17 protein-coding genes, 1 pseudogene and 1 riboswitch are annotated in these 19,410 nt (G+C 38.2%); of the genes and pseudogenes, 8 read left to right on the top strand and 10 right to left on the bottom strand.

Annotated features, from left to right (window positions below; genetic code table 11):
* The first annotated feature begins 829 nt into the window (after positions 1-829).
* Complete coding sequence (locus tag ACZ5XR_RS13480; protein WP_464502129.1) at positions 830-1,201, top strand: DUF4430 domain-containing protein; 372 nt, start codon at positions 830-832, stop codon at positions 1,199-1,201.
* Positions 1,202-1,547: 346 nt separating this feature from the next.
* Here ACZ5XR_RS13480 and ACZ5XR_RS13475 read toward each other — a convergent pair whose 3' ends face one another.
* Entirely contained in the window at positions 1,548-2,693 is a 1,146-nt protein-coding gene (locus ACZ5XR_RS13475; RefSeq protein ID WP_464502128.1) for a right-handed parallel beta-helix repeat-containing protein, read from the bottom strand.
* A gap of 692 nt (positions 2,694-3,385) precedes the next feature.
* Here ACZ5XR_RS13475 and ACZ5XR_RS13470 point away from each other — a divergent pair.
* The 3 genes from ACZ5XR_RS13470 (at position 3,386) to ACZ5XR_RS13460 (ending at position 5,824) form a co-directional block, all read left to right on the top strand.
* Positions 3,386-4,276, top strand: a complete 891-nt coding sequence (locus ACZ5XR_RS13470) for an EamA family transporter (protein ID WP_464502127.1) — start codon at positions 3,386-3,388, stop codon at positions 4,274-4,276.
* A gap of 90 nt (positions 4,277-4,366) precedes the next feature.
* Positions 4,367-5,287 carry a tetratricopeptide repeat protein gene (locus ACZ5XR_RS13465; RefSeq protein WP_464502126.1) on the top strand — a complete coding sequence of 307 codons (921 nt, stop codon included), beginning with the start codon at positions 4,367-4,369 and terminating at the stop codon, positions 5,285-5,287.
* A 327-nt stretch (positions 5,288-5,614) separates the two neighbouring features.
* Positions 5,615-5,824 carry a hypothetical protein gene (locus ACZ5XR_RS13460; protein WP_464502125.1) on the top strand — a complete coding sequence of 70 codons (210 nt, stop codon included), beginning with the start codon at positions 5,615-5,617 and terminating at the stop codon, positions 5,822-5,824.
* Between the two features lie 300 nt (positions 5,825-6,124).
* Here the strand turns inward: ACZ5XR_RS13460 and ACZ5XR_RS13455 are convergent, their stop codons facing one another.
* Complete coding sequence (locus tag ACZ5XR_RS13455; RefSeq protein ID WP_464502124.1) at positions 6,125-6,802, bottom strand: TIGR00266 family protein; 678 nt, start codon at positions 6,800-6,802, stop codon at positions 6,125-6,127.
* 294 nt (positions 6,803-7,096) lie between these two features.
* On the opposite strand from ACZ5XR_RS13455, the gene ACZ5XR_RS13450 reads away from it, so the two are divergent.
* Positions 7,097-7,699 (top strand): transglutaminase-like domain-containing protein, encoded by a 603-nt coding sequence (locus tag ACZ5XR_RS13450; RefSeq protein ID WP_464502123.1) that lies wholly within the window; start codon positions 7,097-7,099, stop codon positions 7,697-7,699.
* A gap of 608 nt (positions 7,700-8,307) precedes the next feature.
* On the opposite strand, the gene ACZ5XR_RS13445 is transcribed toward ACZ5XR_RS13450, so the two are convergent.
* Positions 8,308-8,475 carry a hypothetical protein gene (locus ACZ5XR_RS13445; protein WP_464502122.1) on the bottom strand — a complete coding sequence of 56 codons (168 nt, stop codon included), beginning with the start codon at positions 8,473-8,475 and terminating at the stop codon, positions 8,308-8,310.
* A 747-nt stretch (positions 8,476-9,222) separates the two neighbouring features.
* Here ACZ5XR_RS13445 and ACZ5XR_RS13440 point away from each other — a divergent pair.
* The 3 genes from ACZ5XR_RS13440 to xerS all read left to right on the top strand — a co-directional run bounded on the left by ACZ5XR_RS13440 (position 9,223) and on the right by xerS (position 11,208).
* Positions 9,223-9,609 (top strand): MgtC/SapB family protein, encoded by a 387-nt coding sequence (locus tag ACZ5XR_RS13440; protein ID WP_464502121.1) that lies wholly within the window; start codon positions 9,223-9,225, stop codon positions 9,607-9,609.
* The gene (locus ACZ5XR_RS13435) at positions 9,599-9,952 is read left to right on the top strand and encodes a hypothetical protein (RefSeq protein ID WP_464502120.1); all 354 of its coding nucleotides are present in this window, start codon (positions 9,599-9,601) and stop codon (positions 9,950-9,952) included. Before ACZ5XR_RS13440 ends, ACZ5XR_RS13435 begins: the two co-directional genes overlap by 11 nt.
* Before the next feature lie 176 nt (positions 9,953-10,128).
* Positions 10,129-11,208: a tyrosine recombinase XerS gene (xerS, locus tag ACZ5XR_RS13430; protein WP_464502119.1), complete on the top strand. Its 1,080-nt coding sequence runs from the start codon at positions 10,129-10,131 to the stop codon at positions 11,206-11,208.
* A 450-nt stretch (positions 11,209-11,658) separates the two neighbouring features.
* Here the strand turns inward: xerS and ACZ5XR_RS13425 are convergent, their stop codons facing one another.
* From ACZ5XR_RS13425 to purM, 7 genes and pseudogenes are all read right to left on the bottom strand, one after another.
* Positions 11,659-12,249, bottom strand: a complete 591-nt coding sequence (locus ACZ5XR_RS13425; protein WP_464502118.1) for an MATE family efflux transporter — start codon at positions 12,247-12,249, stop codon at positions 11,659-11,661.
* 364 nt (positions 12,250-12,613) lie between these two features.
* Complete coding sequence (locus ACZ5XR_RS13420) at positions 12,614-14,200, bottom strand: APC family permease (protein ID WP_464502116.1); 1,587 nt, start codon at positions 14,198-14,200, stop codon at positions 12,614-12,616.
* A 53-nt stretch (positions 14,201-14,253) separates the two neighbouring features.
* Positions 14,254-14,332: riboswitch (ZMP/ZTP riboswitch) on the bottom strand.
* Positions 14,333-14,712: 380 nt separating this feature from the next.
* Positions 14,713-14,966: pseudogene (locus ACZ5XR_RS13415) on the bottom strand (ATP-grasp domain-containing protein); the annotation flags it as partial.
* A 7-nt stretch (positions 14,967-14,973) separates the two neighbouring features.
* Positions 14,974-16,245 (bottom strand): phosphoribosylamine--glycine ligase, encoded by a 1,272-nt coding sequence (gene purD / locus ACZ5XR_RS13410; RefSeq protein WP_464502115.1) that lies wholly within the window; start codon positions 16,243-16,245, stop codon positions 14,974-14,976.
* 14 nt (positions 16,246-16,259) lie between these two features.
* Positions 16,260-17,798, bottom strand: coding sequence for a bifunctional phosphoribosylaminoimidazolecarboxamide formyltransferase/IMP cyclohydrolase (purH, locus tag ACZ5XR_RS13405; protein ID WP_464502308.1), 1,539 nt, complete (start codon positions 17,796-17,798; stop codon positions 16,260-16,262).
* Complete coding sequence (purN, locus tag ACZ5XR_RS13400; RefSeq protein WP_464502114.1) at positions 17,789-18,367, bottom strand: phosphoribosylglycinamide formyltransferase; 579 nt, start codon at positions 18,365-18,367, stop codon at positions 17,789-17,791. The genes purH and purN overlap by 10 nt, the downstream gene beginning before the upstream one ends.
* The gene (gene purM, locus ACZ5XR_RS13395; RefSeq protein WP_464502113.1) at positions 18,364-19,404 is read right to left on the bottom strand and encodes a phosphoribosylformylglycinamidine cyclo-ligase; all 1,041 of its coding nucleotides are present in this window, start codon (positions 19,402-19,404) and stop codon (positions 18,364-18,366) included. The genes purN and purM overlap by 4 nt, the downstream gene beginning before the upstream one ends.
* Positions 19,405-19,410: the final 6 nt, after the last annotated feature.

The raw sequence follows: 19,410 nt of genomic DNA, 5'->3' as shown, positions 1-19,410 counted from the left end.
GCACGGGTTCCAGGAAAATTTATTCGGATGAGAAATGGACCCTATATTATTCGGACATAAGCACTTAGGTGATCTATCAAGAAATTATCAGTGTTCCGCCGATCAAGCAAAAGCTGATACGATCCTCGACCCGCCCGGAAAGGATCCCGACGATTTGAACTTGAATAATTCTGTGAGGTAACTTTTATGTTTTTAGACATTTTGTATTATAGTCGCTCATAAAAATATACGGTATATATATCCGGGAGAGTGACAACATGGGCGACTGCAAAACGGGTAATTCTTCATCTTTTTATGATGATAATAATCGAGATTCATTTAAATGTAATGAATGTGAACAAAAATTTGAGAGACAGTGAAACTTACGAAGCTTACGGGAAAATTTATTGTGGAACGTGTCATCAAGGTAAATAATACTTGAATCCAATTAATAAAAGGGGAGGTATATTATGGGGGATAAGAATGTACGATGTGACTTTTGTAATGACTATTTCGAAAAAAATAACATCGTAGATACAGGCTATGAGTGGAAAGCATGCGAAGATTGTGCTGATGAGTTGATTAAGTGCGGATGCTGTAGCCAGTTGTTCCTATATGAGGAATTAAGGAAGGATAAAGTAGATGGAATTTACTACTGTGAAAATTGTTCGTAGTAATAGTTAAATTTAAAGGATCAGTTAAGAGTGGCTGAAAATGGTCACTCTTTTTTAGTTAATTCTATTTATATTTGAAATTACACCTAACAACTTGTTAGGTGTTTTTTATATGAAAACAACACTCATAATTAAATGACATTAGGAAAAAATAAGAAAAATTGAGGAGGGAATATATGTACAAACTTGCTTTTGCACTCCCCTTTTTGTTTGCTTTATGGCTTGCAAATCCGGCATATGCAGTTGAGGTAAATGGCATTATTCAGATTATGGATCAAAACAGTAAAGTTATAGTAAAGAAAAATATAACATTTGAAGAGGGAGACACTATTTACGACATAACCAAAAACAACTTTGATGTGTCGGAAACAAACGGTATGATTACAGGAATCAATGGATTGGTTGAAAAACCTACAGAAAACATCCATTGGGCTGCATTTATTGATGGTAAATTTGTTGAAATTTCACCAGACGATGTAGGACTTTATGCAAATGATATTTTAACTTGGGCGTTAAGGGATTACGATAATCAAGAAATATTGAAATAAAAAGAATGTTCATCACGAAGCTTAATTATTCGCCTCTTAGAAATAAGAGTTGAAGAGCCAGCTGCCAATCTCGGCAGCCTTTTTTATTTAAGTAACGAACTAAATTTCAATACAACAATTGGTTACTTAGAAGAAAAAAGTAATTACTCTTGTTAAACTCGAAGTGACTTTATTTTATACTGGATTGCTGCGGCAATCCCTTTTTCTTATTCAACAAAGAAGCAGTTTAGCACAATATGTAATGTGAAATTTTGGAGGTCTTAAACGATTCTAAACAGTAAATAACAATTTTAAAAATAATGCCCTTCCACGTATATCGTGAAAGGGCGTTCCTTAGGTTCCGTTATTATTGTTGATAAACATCCACACCGACTTTAATAAACGTATTTTTTAGAATTTCAGTACCGGTTCCCAAACCTATATAAACTCCAACATCCTGTTTATTGAAAGTGTTTTTCGAAATCAGTGTATCTTTCACAGGATTCTCTTCTCCGCCAATAGAAATACCGACAGATTTTCCTCCAGTTACTTCACCATCAGGTTTATTGGCGAATATGTAGTTTCCAATAATTTGGTTGCCATGGACATCGGAAGCCGGTGAATGTGAATGTAAGACAACCCCGCCCATTTCATTTTTTGCGATATAGTTATTGACCACAATGTTGTCAGCTACCTTACCAAATGGTGTAGCAAGAACCACTCCAGCAGCTCCGTTTCCAATAGATTTGTTACCTTTGACCAAATTATCATAAACCCCTTGGCCGCTTAAGCCATTAGGAACAAACCCATGAGAAGCAAGGGTGATGCCACAGTCAACAAGATTATTTTCAACATCATTATTGATAATTTTATTGTTGTGGTTCGGACCGGTTTCATCCGTTAAGTAGATACCACCATCTCCATTGTCCTTAACCACACTGTTCTTTACTACAGAGTCGGTTACACCGACAAGATGAAGAGCTTCCCAATCAGTGTTAAAGTGGTCGCCGTATGCATTATGAATAACACGAACATTATCAAAAGTTAAATGTGAAAGGGGACCCATAGCCAAAATACCTGCGTGGCTGGCATTTTCTACGGTTAAACCAATAAATTTAGAGCCGGAAGATCCTTGTACAAATTGAACACCGTTACCAACCGTAAAATCATTTACTTCCATAGTAGAAGGGTCAACAGCATCAATAATCGTCTTTTTAACTCCATTATGGATAGAAGGATCGGATTTTACCGTAATGCTTTTTGAAATGGTAAGACGTTCTCTGTACGTCCCAGGCTCAACAATAACAGTAGACCCATCTTTAGCCTTATCAATTGCTTGTTGAATCGTTTTGTAAGGATGGGCATGCGAACCATTACCTTTGGCATTATCTCCGTGTACGGAAACGTAGATGTTTGTGCAATGGTTTGGTGAGGCAGCGAATGCAGGTGCAGCAGCCATACAGAATGGGACAGCTAATGCCGTTAAACCTGTTAAAATTTTTGATTTTTTCATTTAGCAATCCTCCTTTATTAAGTACGAATATGTTCATTATAAGTCGCTTTCGATGAAGTTTATATAGGTTTTTCCTTAATATTTCATTAATATTTTCTGAATTTTATTATAATTAAATATATCCATACGAGACTCTTTTTAAATAGAGAAACTCCTCAAACTATTGAAAAAATGTGAAGTGTTTTACTTAAACAAAAGGGTGCTTTCCTTAAGGATCGAGCTTTTAAATTAGGAACTTTTCTTATTGAAGTAAATGGCAGTTTAGTTGAACAATCGTCATTAGCTTTTTTTTCAACAATCGGGCCAGATTGTTGAAAAAGGCTTATGATAATTATTAACAAATTTTATCGTTATTTGTTTTTAAATTAAGGAGAAATAATTGGTAACGGTCACTGGTGAGGCGCAAAATGTAAAAAATGCAGATTTGAAAGTCATAAGCTACACCTACACTGCTTCATTAGTCTTTAAACTTCATTTTTTATTGACATCGATTATTATTTGTTTTAAAGTTACGAATGTAATATTGAATAATAAAACTATTTGTTTGTGGACTTTTCTAGAATTATTTCTATTTTCGCCACACAGCTTTTATTTAGCTGTGTGGCTTTTTTTATGTTGAAATGGGTCAGTTCACTCAAAAACGAATTAGTTTATCTATCAAGAATTTTTATAGAATGAAAGGAGTAGTAGGAATGAAAACTTGGCAATACGCACTTCTTGTTTTTATAGGGGGATGCTGTTATGGAGCCCTATCTACTTTTGTAAAGCTCGCATATTCCGCTGGTTTTACCGTAGCAGAAGTAACAGGAAGTCAATTCATACTAGGGACTTTAATGATCTGGGTGGTAGCTCTATTTTCGAAAAAGAAAAAACTTTCTTTTTCAAAAATAGGAAAATTACTTATATCAGGAATTCCACTCGGATTAACAGGAGTTTTTTATTATCATTCACTGCAAACACTTCACGCATCACTAGCGATCATCTTTTTATTTCAATTTGTCTGGATCGGTACTTTTTTCGAGTGGTTATTTTATAAAAAAACACCGAGAATGGGGAAGGTCGTTTCGATTGGAATTCTGGTCATTGGTTCAATTCTTGCAGCGGGCATTAATTCAGAAGGTGGCAGTGAATTTACATGGCAAGGGACAGTTTGGGGAATACTTTCAGCTTTGACCTATTCCACTTTCATCTTTCTTAGCAGTACGGTGGAAAAAGATACACCACCTGTGCAAAAAAGTGCTCTTTTTACCACTGGCGGTTTGCTTACTGTTTTGATCCTGTTTCCGCCAACTGAGTTATTGAATTTACCTGTTTTTATGGGAATAGCACCGTTCGGTCTGTATCTTGGATTATTAGGTGTCGCCCTGCCCCCGCTTTTATTTTCAATTGGAATGCCGCATATCGGGCCTGGGCTTGGAACCATTTTAACAGCCTCTGAACTTCCCGTTGCATTAATTTTATCATCGCTAGTCATAGGAGAACACGTTAGCTTGTCCCAGTGGCTCGGGGGTGCATTAATATTAGGTGGAATTGTAGCTGGAAACGTCAAGTTCGTTTCTTTGAAAAGGGAATCAGTATCCTAAAATAATCTGGGGCGGAGGACCCGTCCTGTAGCTGGCTGTTTGTTTCTTCAACAAAAGATACTTTTTATTACCTATAGGCAGGCGAAGAAATTGAACCTTAATCAAAAAGCAATTGAACTCTTGGAAGAGAACAGATATGAAGAAGCCCTAGATATATTCCGGGAAGCAGTTCGCACAGGACGGGACATCCAGTCTCTCAACAATCTGGGGTGGATCCTTACACATGAGGAAGACGATTATCAGGCTGCCCTCGACATTCTGGAAGAAACCGTAGGCATGAATCCCGACTCCCACTTTCCCTACAGCCTTTTGGGTGAAGTATGCCTCCGCCTCAAAAAGTGGGAAGAGGCAAGGGATGCGCTTGAGAAGGCGATGGCCCTTCAGCCGACCAAAATAACCTCTCACAATCTCGGGGTTGCCCATTATCACCTTGGAAACATCGAAGAGGCGGCAAACTTTTTCCTCCTCGGGTCGGAACTATCTGACTTTAGTTTGTATTCCCACATCAAATGCCTCATCGAACTCGGCAGTGTGGAAAAAGCGAAACATCTGCTCGACAGCTTTTCAGGGGAGGACGAGGAGTTTACCGGGGAAGCTGATGTCGCGGACCTTTACCTCGAGAAGGGCTGTTATCATGAGGCGGTCCAATGGTTTGAGAAAGCTTGGCATATCTATGCGAAGTCTCAAGATTGGCTTTACCGTTTCGCCTATGGCTTAGTAAAAGTAGGCAATCCCGACCGTGGACGTGAAATCCTGGAAGAAGTGATTCAAGAATTGACGGAGCGACTGGAAGAAGAAGCTGTCCGTGAAGAGGATGAAGAATGGGACGAAGAAGACCGCCAGTGGTTTATTGACAATTTGAATTCCGAAAAGCTTGCTTTCGAAGAGGTACTCGCGAACTTTCCTCCCGAACAGCTACCGGCAATGGCATTTGAGACCTCAATTAAAACGGCATGTTACCTCTTCGGCTGCGGTCGTCATGGTCATCCAGAATACCATTCCAAAGAATAATCGTCCTATCGATACTTTATTCCTCCTTCTTGAACTAACGTGGAAGGATAGTTCAAGAAGGAATAATTATAAAATTAGAGGATTTGTTAGAAACTTATTTTGTTAATATTCATACGGATTTATTTGAAGTGGTTGAAGATTAAATTTATTACTCATCTAACAGGTAGCAATAGTTGCAAAATTGGTGGCATTTTGGTTATTGTCTTGACGGTTAGGATCTTTATGGGCGTAAATTATTCATCGTGTAATTCTGTCTTTCGAGGACAAAATATATTAAGGGATTGTACTGGAAAAGCACTGCCCATTTTTTAATAAGGAGTGAAATGAATGGCTGATAAAAACGAACGCAATCGAGTCGATAACGATGCTGGTGAGGCTGTAGGTACTGTTGTCGGTGCTGTCTCTGGCGCTACCGTGGGTCTTGCTTACGGTCCAATTGGTACTGTAGTAGGAGCAATTACAGGTGCAGTGATGGGTAACAATCTCGGCGAAGGAGACGATGAAGCTAATGACGGTGATGCGAACAAAGAAGATTAGATTAATACAAAGAGGTACATGCATTTAGACTTTCAAAAAGGGAGTCCTTTTATTTTTCTATTCATTAATTCAGCTTTTTTAGGTAAATTTCCAAAAAAGATTGTGGAATGTTTCACTTAAAAGTAACGGATAGCGTTAGTGAAATAAGGACTACTGAAGATCAGATAAACAAAAATTAAAAAACTCGCTCATGCGAGTTTTTGTGTATGATAAGCTAATATCATGCAATTAAGGATGTCATTTACATTATAAATTTGAGAAAATCTAACTGACTCATTAATAAAATAAGCCACAACAGATTTACTTTCTGGAAGAGAGATACGGCATCAAGACTTCTGCAAGTCCATGCAAACTCAATGTATGCAACCAAACTGTTCCTGCTCCTGTTAGCTTTACCAAAAATATACCGTCCCCGCCAAGGAACATGTTTTTAAAACCTTTTAGTCGTTGCACCTCAAAGGATACTCGTGAATCATAAGCAGCGAGATGTCCCGGATGTACTAGGATTGTTTCACCTGCATCTAGATACATTTCATTGACTTCCCCGTCAACGGAAATGAACGCCAATCCATTTCCCTCCAACTTGTTGTATATCAGTCCGTTGCCGCCAAAAAATCCTGTTAAACCCATATTTCCCACGACATTAAGAGATACAGATTCTTCGGCACATAAAAAGCTGTGTCGCTGGACATGCACGGAATTATAACGGTCCATTTGTAACGGTACAATGTGGCCTGGCATCCGTGTGCTGAATGAAACATGACCATCCCCAAAAGCTGCTTTAAAATGGTTTAACACGGCTGTGTTTCCTGTGATGACACGTTTAAATACCCCGCCAATACCGCCTGTAAAATTGGTTTCTAGTTCAACCGTTGGTGACATCGAGAGAAGAGAGCCTGCTTCGCTGTAAATTGATTCGTCTCGTTTAAGTTGGATTTTTAAAGATTGCATGGTACTTCCGTTGATATGATATTCCATGAATATCCTCCCAGTTATGGTTATATAATTATTGTTCATAACCTTAGAACAAATTGGCACTTACATTATTATTTTACATTGAAATCCCATCTGACGGGTAAAAAAGAATTTGGAAGAGTTGTTTATTTTAAAGCGGCTTCACTTAAGTTGGGCTTAATGCAGAAATTTCATTTTCAAATTACACTAACGAAGCAGGTTAGCACAAGAAGAAAGCCTTTAATCCAACTTATAAAAATTGTATAGTAATGTTTATATATACATATTTATGTATTTTAGAGGGGAGAAGGGTTTATTTTGTTTTGTGAGTCGGAAAAACTAGATGACTATTTACTCGAATCAACCGAAGTTAATTATTCTAATCCAATTATAAAAAAGAAAGCTGATGAACTTTTTAATCCATCTCAAACGGAAATTGAAAAAGCAAGAATAGCTTTTGAATTTGTTCGTGATGAAATTTCTCATTCTTGGGATATTCAATCACAGCGAGTTACTTGCAATGCTTCGGATGTATTAGACTTTAAAGAGGGAATTTGCTATGCAAAATCACACCTATTAGCTTCTTTATTGCGTTCACAGGGAATACCAACAGGTTTTTGTTATCAAAGATTGATGTTATTTGATACTCCAGAAAAAGGGTATTGTATTCACGCTTTAAATGCTATCTTCCTTAAATCACTTAATAAATGGATTAGGGTTGATGCTCGTGGAAATAAAGAGGGAATTGATGCCCAATTTTCAATTGAAGAAGAAAAATTAGCTTTTCCCATTAATGAAGAACTTGATGAAAAGGATTATCCAGTTATCTATGCTAAGCCCCATCCCAAAATTGTGGCTGTTCTAGAAGAAAATACAAATGCATTAGAAATGTATAAACTTCACTTGCCAGAGAGTTTGTAGTTATTTCATTAACTGGGTGCTATTGTTAAACAAAGGGTTGCTGTGGCGACTCTTTTTCTTATTGAACTCTAACGTGGCAGAAAAGTTAAACAGTGTTTATAATATAAACTGAATAGTCCGTTTTATTGGAGTGGTGTTTAAAAATAACTGAGGGCTCCTATTCTTAAGGAGCTGACTCCCACAAACTGTAACCTTTTGTTATTAAAGGATCAGGTATATCCCTCTTGGTGATGATATATTAAAGTTTGCTATCAAATTAGATCAAAAGAGGTGTAGATATTGGATTGGTTGACTGTATTATTTTACTTAGCAATGATTATCCTTGAAGATAATAACACGGATGCAATCGTAACATTCTCTGACTGTTCACAATGGATTGAAAGCTTTTTTACATAAACATACAAACCTTGACCGAGAAGAATAAACAGACAGGGGAATGGATGAATGGAGGATATTTTTGGTCAAGTCTGGATATGGTACTAACGCCCCCGAATGTGCAATAGCAATCAGGCGAGATCTACTAAAATTTCTCATAAACTTTGGACGTCCTATTGAGTGGCATTCGATGAAGATCGTCCGACAGGGATGCGCATTCTGCCGCCCTTTGTTTACGATTTCTTGAAAAAGATGAAATAGACGATGGCAAACACCACGACTATACCGATGTTGACGATAAGCCGAGCCGTGAAGTGATGTCTTAAGAACAGTACATCGACACTCACGATAACGGCAATCATCACCACGATGAACATCACACGAAACAGGTTCCCTGTCATTATACTCCCCCTCACAGATGTATACCGTCGCTCTACCTATCAGGCAAATGCTGGATGTGTCGCATATCTGCCTGTTAATTGAACATCCATATTATACCACATGTTTCGCCTCTACCTTCTACAAGGGAGAAATTCAGTACCTTCGAAGTGCAAAATCGCAATGAATTGGGACATCAAATTAAGGACGATTTTTCTTTTTCACGATCGCAACCGAAATCCAGACGACCATTGCACCAAGGAATGCAGTTATCACGGGGACAAAAATATTGTTAATCAAAAAAAACACTTCCCTTTGATGATATTTACCATTTTATCACAACTGAAAGAAATTGAATATTAAAACAATTCAATGTGCATAATTCGAGAAAAATGTGCAGCGAACTAGATGGAGCTTGTTAAACAAAACGATATAAAAAATGTTCAACCAGAAATATCTGGCTGAACTTATGATACGAAAGGGGGCTTTAACTAAATAAGGAGAAATAAAATTATGAAAAAACAATGTTGTGAGGATATAGCTTATCATGCAAATATCAAGTGTGATATTCATGAAAACCACATTAATGAAAACACTAGATTTTTAGAACAATATAAAGCGAATAGGATTTTAGAATAAAATATGAAATAAAAGAGTTAAGGTTCCATCATTTTCGGGCACTGGATGCTTGGGTAGCTTAATGATAAATATATAGAGTTATCCCTTTTGTTGTGGGCGAATGTACATGGAGATATGAGGCAGGTGAAAGCATGCAAAATATCCTAAACAATGAAATCATGATAATAATAATTCGGTTATCCTTAATTGTTTTTTTAAGTGGGATAATTGGGTTTGAAAGGGAAATAAAGAACCATCCTGCTGGTTTAAGAACTCATATACTCGTGGGGGTTGGTTCTTGTTTATTAATGCTCTTATCTTTATATGGATTTGAATCATATTTGACTATTCATCCACAAGTAACCCGTTATGATCCATCCAGAATACCAAGTTATGTAATTTCAGGTATAGGCTGTTTAGGTGCAGGTTCGATCATAATTTACGGTGGAGTAACAGTCAGTAAAGGGTTTAACTACTGCAGCAAGTATTTGGACAGTGGCTTGCTTGGGTTTAGTGGTTGGAGTAGGAATGTATTTTGAATCATTTTTGGCTACTGTAATAATAATTACAACATTGTTATTCCTAGATAAACTTGAGGAAAAAATTGAGATCAAATTCAAGAAGAAAGCAAAACATCAAAAGCGATTTCTTATTTCTATAGAAGTCGACAAAGATATGGAGAACTTATTTAATATTAATAAGCTCTTATTAGAAAAGAATATTGAAGTGGAAACAGTGAATATGGAGATTAATCATTTTGAAAATAAAGTAAAATATATATTTAAAGTTAATGCATCGAATGCATTTGATTATATGGGTATTATTGAGACACTACAGGGTTTAAACACGATTTATCGAGTGGAGGTCGATAGGCAAAGTTAGCATGTAGGAGAGAATTATTATTGTTATATTATTACAATTTCCAAGCTTACTTTTATTTGTGTCAATGGACATTTAGCTAAAGGAAATGGTAATGCTTTATCAAATTAATTATTACGTAAAATATAAATTTGACGAAGTAATGTACTTGAGGTAAAATATAGAAGTGAGGTGAATTTATGGTAAACCCAAATAAACAGCAAAATTTTAATAAGCTTCAAGCTTTACTCAATGAATTGCCTTGGTATGTTGAAGAATACATAAATCATAAACTAAGAAAACTTTCCACCGCTTCCTTGTTTAACTATTGTCATGATTATAAGATCTTTTTTAATTGGATGATCAATGAACTTTTATGGTCCGGTAACGTTAAAGATATTCCGCTCGAACGTTTGCAGCAAATGACTGTTCTCGAGGTTGAAGGATTTTTAAACTATCTGCATTATCAATTAAATAACAAAGAATTAACGGTCAATCGGAAATTATCTGCTTTAAAGTCCCTGTTTAATTACCTGCAAAATATTGCGGAAACGCCTGATTTAAAGCCATATATTAATCGAAATGTCATGGCGAAAATCGAATTCAATGAGGTAAAAGAAACAATGGAAACAAAAGCAAATAAAATGGAAGGAAAAATTTTACTCGGAGATGAATATGAGCAATTTCGGTTATTTATCGCTCATGATTTCGGGGAGCTAAATAAGGAAAATAAAAAAATCTATAACTTTTATAAACTGAACCAGCAGCGGGATACGGCAATTATATCACTGATATTAGGATCTGGTCTCCGCCTTTCTGAACTGGTCGGTTTAGATCTTGATGATATTGACTTCAGCAAGTACTGTGCCAGGGTGATTCGCAAAGGAAACAAAGAACAGTTCGTTTATTTCAGCCAAGTGGCGATGGCTGATTTACAAGAATACCTATCTGTTAGAGTGACTAAATACCAGGTTGATAAAAATAATAAGGCGTTGTTTGTTTCTGCTCCAATGGGACCTAAAGGAAAAACAAGAAGACTTACTGCAAGGTCGGTAGAAAAATTAGTTGAAAAATATGCTGCAGCCTTTGGAAAGCCGGCACTTTCCGTACATAAATTAAGGCACTCCTTTGCAACGAGATACCATTCGGAAATTAATGATGTACCGAAATTGCGCAGACAATTAGGTCATTCATCGATTCAAACGACGATGATCTATACACATATAAAGAATGATGATTTAAAAATTGCTGTGGATCGGATGGATATGCCGAAGGATTAATGTAAGTATGATGAAAATAGGATCAGGAATGGTTCTATTTTTTTATTTTTTAGTTTACATAATATATTTTATGTAGACATAAATAAATCCGTCTCAAAGCCAAAGTATACTTAAGATAATGAGACGCCAAAAATTTTTAAAAGCTGTTGTTTGGTAAAAGAATTTTGGAACTGAAATGTCATGATTAGTACCATATCATCTATTTGTTAAATCAATTGTTTTAGCTGTATTCTTTCTCCTTTAATGAAATAAATTCCTTTATTTTTTTCTGACACTTTCATTTTATTTAAATCAGCTTAATCCCCTCCCTACTACAATTCTGTAAAGGTTTAGGTAAACACCTTCATTATGGAACCCTTTCATGGGAAAATTGAAAACTTTAAGCAAAGCTTCAATCAATATCCACAAACCTCCCTAACCCATGTACCATATTCATCACAGCTTATTCTACTACCATTTTAAATCTCTTATTACATGCTTCTTTTGTCGGTACCATGCAAATATCCCTGCACGAAGAGCATTATCGACTACTATTGAAGTCCATACTGCTGGCAATCCAAAACCAAGCTTCCATGCAAATATATAAACTCCTAAAGTTCTAACTACCCATATTCCAATCGTTGTGACCATCATGGGAAATCTACTGTTTCCGCCAGCTTGGACAACTGAAGTATCAATGGTAACGGATGCTAGGAATGGTTGAGAAATCGTATCAATAAATAAGATGATCATTAATAAATGAAGGACAGTCTGATTATGAGTAAAGAATAGGCCAACAAATGGGCTTAAAACGGCCAATAATGCTGTTATAAAAGTCATCGAAATGGCCGATTGAATATAACTCCATTTTCGATATTCCTTCACATCCTCTCCCTTTCCCTCTCCAATTGCTTGACCAATAAGAGTGCTCGCTGCCACTGCAAACCCACCCCCTATGGTTGAAGCAAATGTAGTTAAATTACCTGAAATGTTATGCGTTGCATAGACTTCTGTCCCCATTCGGACAATTAATCCAAAGTAAATAACTTGACCTAATCTCATGGATTAAACCAGATTTATTACAATTTTCATATTGAAAAGTCACCAATATATTTCTGGTATAATCACTAGTATTTATGTCTTATCCACGAGTTTTAGTATATAAAAATTATTAGCAACAATAAAGTTGATTTAAAGCACCCTAAAGAAATTTTAACTCAGTGGAATTTGTTACTCTCTTGCATCACGTTACAAGAATAGTAAAAGGAAAAAATTTCCTGATCTCGAAGAAATCATCTAATTCCAACCTTTATAGGTGAAGGTGATTCTGTAAAACGTGGATAGGGAGATTTTTAGGATGCTTTTAAAAAAGTGATTTCACAATAACGCAAAAAAACATGGTCATAAACAACCATGTTTTCTTTCGCTACGCTACTTCTTTATTGATTTCTTCCGCCTCATCCATAAATTCTGTTTTAATCCCGCTTTTCACTCCCCAAAAATAGAAGCAAAGTGCAAGACAAGCGATGACCAGCATATCCCAGCCGAATGGAAGAATATTTTTCCCGCCGAATTTCTCACTTCCAATATACGAGATCAGAATCATACAGCCTAAGTAAAGAAGCATCCAAACACCTGAAATAAATTGTTTTTTGAATCCAATCCATTTATTTTTCGCCTGGTAATATAAGTAAATTGGAAGTCCAATGGCCATGATGAACACCACTTCTCCGGTTAGCGGCCAGCGGGCCCAGTATAAAGTAAGCGATGCAAAAACAAATCCCAAAGGTGCAATAACGGAAGCGCCTTTTAAGCGAAATGGCCGGTTAAAATGAGCAGCTGTACGTCTTAAAGTGGTCAATGCAACGGGACCCATAATGTACGAAATAAGAGTAGCCACTGAAATGATTTCAGCCAGTACACCCCACCCGCGGAATAAAAATAAAAAGATATAACAAACACCTAAGTTCAATAACATTGCTGGCCGCGGAACACCATATAGTGGATGCAAAGTCCCAAAGATTTTCGGCAGGTATCCATTTTTTTGCATACCATAAATCATCCGCGAAGTTGTAGCAGTATATGTTGACCCTGTCCCTGACGGTGATATAAATGCATCAGCATATAATACAATTGATAACCAGTTAAGACCAAGAACTAGTGCCAGATCAGCAAAAGGTGAATTAAAATTCAGCTGGCTCCATCCGTTCACAATCATAGATGGATCAACTGCACCGATAAATACAACTTGTAAAATAATATACACAAAACCAGCGATTAAAATAGACCCAATCACAGCAATGGGAATCGACTTATTCGGTGATTTCGCTTCCCCTGCCATGTTAACGGGACTTTGAAATCCGTTAAAAGCAAACACGATTCCAGAAGTCGCAACGGCTGTTAACATGCCGGCCCCGCCATATGGTGCCATTCCTTGAGAACTTGTAAAGTTTTCCCCATGGAATCCAGCAAAAAATAACGCTCCCACCACTACACCTGGAACAATTAATTTCAAAACAGTTATAAATGAATTTGCCTTAGCAAATAGATTGACAGTCCAATAGTTAACGAAGAAATAGACCAATAACAGCAAAGCAGCGACGAATACGCCTTTGGTCGTTAAGATATTTTGATGAACGAAAGAATGCGTCCAATCAGCCCACTTCCAAGGCCACGTACTCATATATTGGACCGAGGCAATGGCTTCTACCGTAATCGTCGAAGCGATTGAAATCCAGTTCGCCCATGCAGCTAGAAATCCAATAAAAGAACCATGTGAATATTGAGGATACTTAACCATCCCACCAGCTTCCGGAAACATGGCACCAAGTTCTGCATAAGAAAGTGCAATAAATAAAATAACAATCATTCCAATAATCCAAGAAAAAATTGCCGCTGGCCCAGCAATCTGGGCAGCTTTCCATGCTCCGAACAACCAACCTGACCCGATAATCGAACCAATACCAGTCATTGTTAAAGCAAATGTTCCCATTTTTCTTTGCAAATTACTCATCCCTACCTGCACCTCTCCTTAGGAAAATAAAAAAACACTCGATTCACTGATCAAGTGTTTGCCCAGGCGTACGACGTTTAACTCTATATGCTCCCTCATGGTACTCCATGTGCGCCAGTTACATATAGAAAAGTAATTTTTTTATTAGTATAAAGGATAGTTTTACTTTTCACAACATAAAAAAACATATATTTATTATTAAAATATAATAATATTTCGGATTTTAGTGTAAATTCTCTTTGAACTTTTAATAAATTAGGTGTTTGTATCCCCAAAAACAAACATTTCCTTTTACAAACGGTAAGTAATAAAAATAAGATAAAGTCTTTTTAAAATTATATAAAATAACTTTTTTCAGTTCTATCCTCCCAAGGGAAACGAGTTAACAAAAAGTTTCTTGAAAAGAGTTAAAAGGCTGGCTATTTACATTCATCGAACTTACTTTATTGAAAGAACTAACTTCCCTCTTACTTTTACTTTCTTATCTTTTAAAAAAGGGACTGCTCTCAAGGACAAACTCTTTGGCCTTTTCCAGACGAGCTCATTAGGGGCTTCACAACACAAGGAAAACCAATTTCTTTCGCAGAGGATATAAATTCTTCGTATGTATTTGCAAATTGATAGTTAGCTGTTGGAACATTTAGAGTTTCTGCAGCTAATCTACGAATCCCTTCGCGATCCATTGTCAGCTTTGCTGCCCGTGCAGTCGGAATGACTCAAACCCTTCGTCTTCAAGCTTGATCAGTTCAGCTGTGGCAATCGTTTCAAATTAATCATATAGGTTTCAAAAGAGCTTTTGATCCTATATCTGTACGATAATGTGCGCCTTCAAAAGATATCTTCTTTACAGCCTGATACGCCAATCCTCTAGCTTGTTGTGCATTATCTGCGATTGCTGTTATTCCAAGAACTCGTCCCCCATTTGTATGGATTTTGCCATCCTTTTGAGTGGTTCCGGCATGATATACCATTGTACCAGGGGTTACTTGATCCAACCCGTTTATAACTCTGCCTTTTTCGTATGGGCCTGGATAACCGGCAGACGCCAATATGACGCATACAGCTGATTGGTCTTTCCATTTCAACTCTACATTTTCTAATTCTCCTGAAATGCTTGCTATTACTATTTCAAGCAAGTCCGTCTCTAAAAGGGGAAGAACAACCTGCGTTTCCGGATCCCCAAAGCGGGCATTATATTCAATCACTTTCGGCCCATTATTTGTCAACATAAGACCTGTATACAGCACCCCTTCAAAAGGATGTCCTTCTGCAGCCATGGCTTTTGCAGTAGGTTTGATTATTTCTTGGATAATCCGATTCTCCACAGAATAATCAATCTGAGGCAAAGGAGCATAGGTACCCATCCCCCCTGTGTTTGGTCCCTTGTCTCCATCAAAGACAGGCTTATGATCCTGTGCAGGGACCATGGGTTTTACTGTTGTACCATGGACAAATGCGAGCAACGTCATTTCTTCGCCTTCTAAATACTCCTCCACGACCACCCTAGCTCCTGCAGAGCCAAATGAGGTTTCTACCATCATATTTTGGAGTGCTTCTTCCGCTTCTTCCAGGTTTACTGCCACAACCACCCCTTTACCAGCAGCCAATCCGTCCGCCTTTATGACGATGGGTGCTCCTTCCTTACGTACATAGGCGAGTGCAGACTCATAGCTAGTAAAAGAAGCATATTTAGCTGTAGGAATACCGTATTTCTCCATCAATTCCTTAGCAAAGGCTTTACTTCCTTCAATCATAGCGGCTTCCTTTAATGGTCCATATACCGCTAAACCTTCCTGTTTAAAATAATCGACAATCCCATTCAAAAGCGGTTCCTCGGGGCCCACAAAGGTCAGGTCAATTTTCTCCTGCTTGACAAAATCGGCCAACTCCTTACTATTGGAGACAGAAATAGGCACACACTCCGCCAATTTTGCAATCCCTGGATTCCCTGGAGCACAATAAATTCGGTTTATTTTGGGACTTTGAGAAAATTTCCAAACAATCGCATGTTCACGGCCGCCTCCACCTACAACCAAAACTTTCATTTCACTTTGACCTCCTAGTGTTTAAAATGCCTTACCCCTGTAAAGACCATGGCAATTCCATGCTTATCCGCGGCCTCAATCGATTCTTCATCTCGAATCGAACCACCTGGCTGAATGATTGCGGTAATTCCTGCACGAGCTGCTTCCTCAACTGTGTCAGACATTGGGAAGAATGCATCTGAAGCAAGAAAGGACCCGTTTGCTTTGTCTCCAGCTTGTTCTATGGCAATTCTTGCAGAACCAATTCGATTCATCTGCCCCGCTCCGACACCGATCGTTTGAAAATCCTTTGTCAACACAATCGCATTAGACTTTACATGTTTGACTACTTTCCAGGCAAAGAGAAGCTGTTCCACCTCTTCTTTTGTCGGCTTTCTTTTCGTTACAACCTGAAGGTCATCAGCACTGATTTGTTTTACATCTTCGTCCTGAATTAGCACTCCACCGGAAACAGAGGAAAGAAACTTTTCTGGTTCTGCTTTTTGTTGAAGGTTTCCCAGTTTGAGTAAACGAAGGTTTTTCTTTTGTTTTAACAAATCCAGTGCTTCCGTGTCAAAATCAGGTGCCATGATGATTTCAAGGAATATTTCCTTCATTTTTTCTGCCGTTGTCCTATCGATAGGCCTATTTGCTGCGATGATTCCTCCAAAAATTGATACCGGATCGGATTCATATGCCTTTTGGTAGGCATCGAAGATGGAATTTCCAATCCCGACCCCGCATGGGTTGGTATGCTTTACTGCGACAACTGCGGGTTGATCAAATTCCCTTACCATACGTAACGCTGCATCGGCATCATTAATGTTATTGTAGGACAATTCCTTTCCATGCAATTGTTCTGCAGTTGACACGGTCCCAGCCTGTCCCAACGGTTTTCGGTAAAAGGCCGCTTTTTGGTGAGGGTTTTCCCCATATCGTAAATCTTGCGCCTTTTCGTATGTAACCGTATATTGCTCAGGCCATTCATCCCCGGCTTGTTTCGATAAATATTCAGAAATCAAAGCATCATAGGCGGCTGTATGGCGAAACACCTTCGCTGCGAGCCGCCTTTTTGTTTCAATCGTTACATCCCCATTTTTCATTTCCTCGAGAACAAGAGGGTAATCTGATGCATCCACAACGACTGTTACAAATTCATGATTTTTGGCGGCAGAACGCAGCATCGTCGGGCCTCCGATATCAATGTTTTCAATCGCTTCCTCGTAGGATACATCGGGTTTCGAGATTGTTTCTTTAAATGGATACAGATTTACAACCACCAAATCAATCGGCTGAATTCCCAATTCTTCGATTTGTTTCATGTGTTCATCCTTGTCCCGAATCGCCAAGAGGCCACTATGAATATTCGGATGAAGGGTTTTTACCCGCCCATCCAATATTTCCGGAAAACCCGTAACCTCAGATATTCCTGTTACCAACACATCATTTTCTTTTAGTAATTTTGCCGTCCCGCCTGTAGAGATAATTTCAACCCCAAGATTTTCAAGTTCCTTCGCAAATTCCAAAATTCCGGATTTATCCGAAACACTAATAAGCGCCCTTCTCATTTGAATTCCTCCTTATTGGCAAGACTTTGGATTACTTCTGGCAATAATTTGTGCTCAATCTCTTGAATCTTTTTCATTAGTGATTGTCTCGTATCTTCTGCATCAATCCTGATAGCCTGCTGGGCAATGATTGGACCGGTATCCATGCCCTCATCCACATAATGAACGGTTACCCCGGTGACCTTTACCCCATAGTCGAAGGCTTGGCCAATCGCATCTTTTCCTTTAAATGCGGGCAGCAAGGATGGGTGAACGTTAATGATTTTTCCTTCGTAAGCATGCAACAGTACATGACCCAGGAGTCTCATATACCCAGCCAATACGATGAAATCTACATCCCTTTGTCTTAATTTTTCTAAAACCTCTTCTTCATAGGCTTGTTTATTGGGATAATCCTTCACTTTAAAGGTAAAGGTCGGAATTTGTACATCCTTTGCTCTCCGGACTGCCAGAGCTTCGGGATTATCACTGACTAATAGAACGATTTCAACGTTAATCAATTTTTTTGATTCCATTGATTTTAGGATTGCAGCAAAATTTGTACCGGTTCCTGATGCAAAAACGGCAATTTTCATCGTAATTCCTTCTTGAAAACTACATTTTCCACACCTTTTTTTACTGTTCCAATATGAAAAGCATTTTCACCCAATGATTGCAGGTGCGATAAAATGGCCCCGACATCTGAAGAATCCACGAATAAAATCATGCCAATTCCCATGTTAAATGTCCGAAACATATCAAAATCCGAAATTTTACCCGCTTGTTGGATCATCGAAAAAATCTTCGGCACTTCCCATGACCCATCCTTTATTTCAACCTGGTGGCCTTCAGGAAGGATTCGCGGAATGTTATCGTAAAACCCTCCACCAGTTATATGTACTATCCCATAAACAGGAAATTCCTTCAAAATGGAGAGGACGGATTTCACATAAATCTTGGTTGGCTGCAGTAATACTTCTCCTAAAGTAAACCCCAATTCTTCCACATAATCCTCTAATGAAAACCTGGCATCCTCCAATAAAACCTTTCGAACAAGTGAAAACCCATTACTATGTACACCGCTTGAAGCAATGCCAATCAGCTCATGCCCTTCGCTAATTTCAGTTCCATCAATCAGTTGATTTTGATCGACCATTCCCACGGTAAATCCTGCAATATCATACTCGCCGTCCTGATACATCCCAGGCATTTCAGCGGTTTCACCGCCAATAAGTGCACAACCTGCTTGTACGCAGCCTTCGGCTATCCCATTTACAATCGCTTCAATTTTTTCAGGGATAATCTTCCCGCAGGCAATGTAGTCTAGAAAAAAAAGGGGCTCGGCCCCTTGGACGATGACATCATTCACACACATGGCAACAGCGTCGATTCCAATGGTATCGTGCTTATCCATCGCAAAGGCAATTTTTAATTTTGTACCGACCCCATCCGTACCAGAAACAAAAACCGGCTCCTGTAATTCCTTTAAATTTGGCTTAAAAAGCGCTCCAAATCCTCCTAATCCGGATAAAACTTCAGGACGGAAGGTCCTTTTTACATGTTTTTTCATTCGTTCAACGGCTTCATTTCCCGCGTCTATATCGACGCCAGCCTCGCGGTATGAATCGCTCATTCGCCC

This window comes from Neobacillus sp. Fa239, from assembly GCF_055395235.1.
The sequence above is the reverse complement of the archived record's forward strand: the minus strand, read 5'-3'. Positions and strand labels throughout refer to the sequence as shown.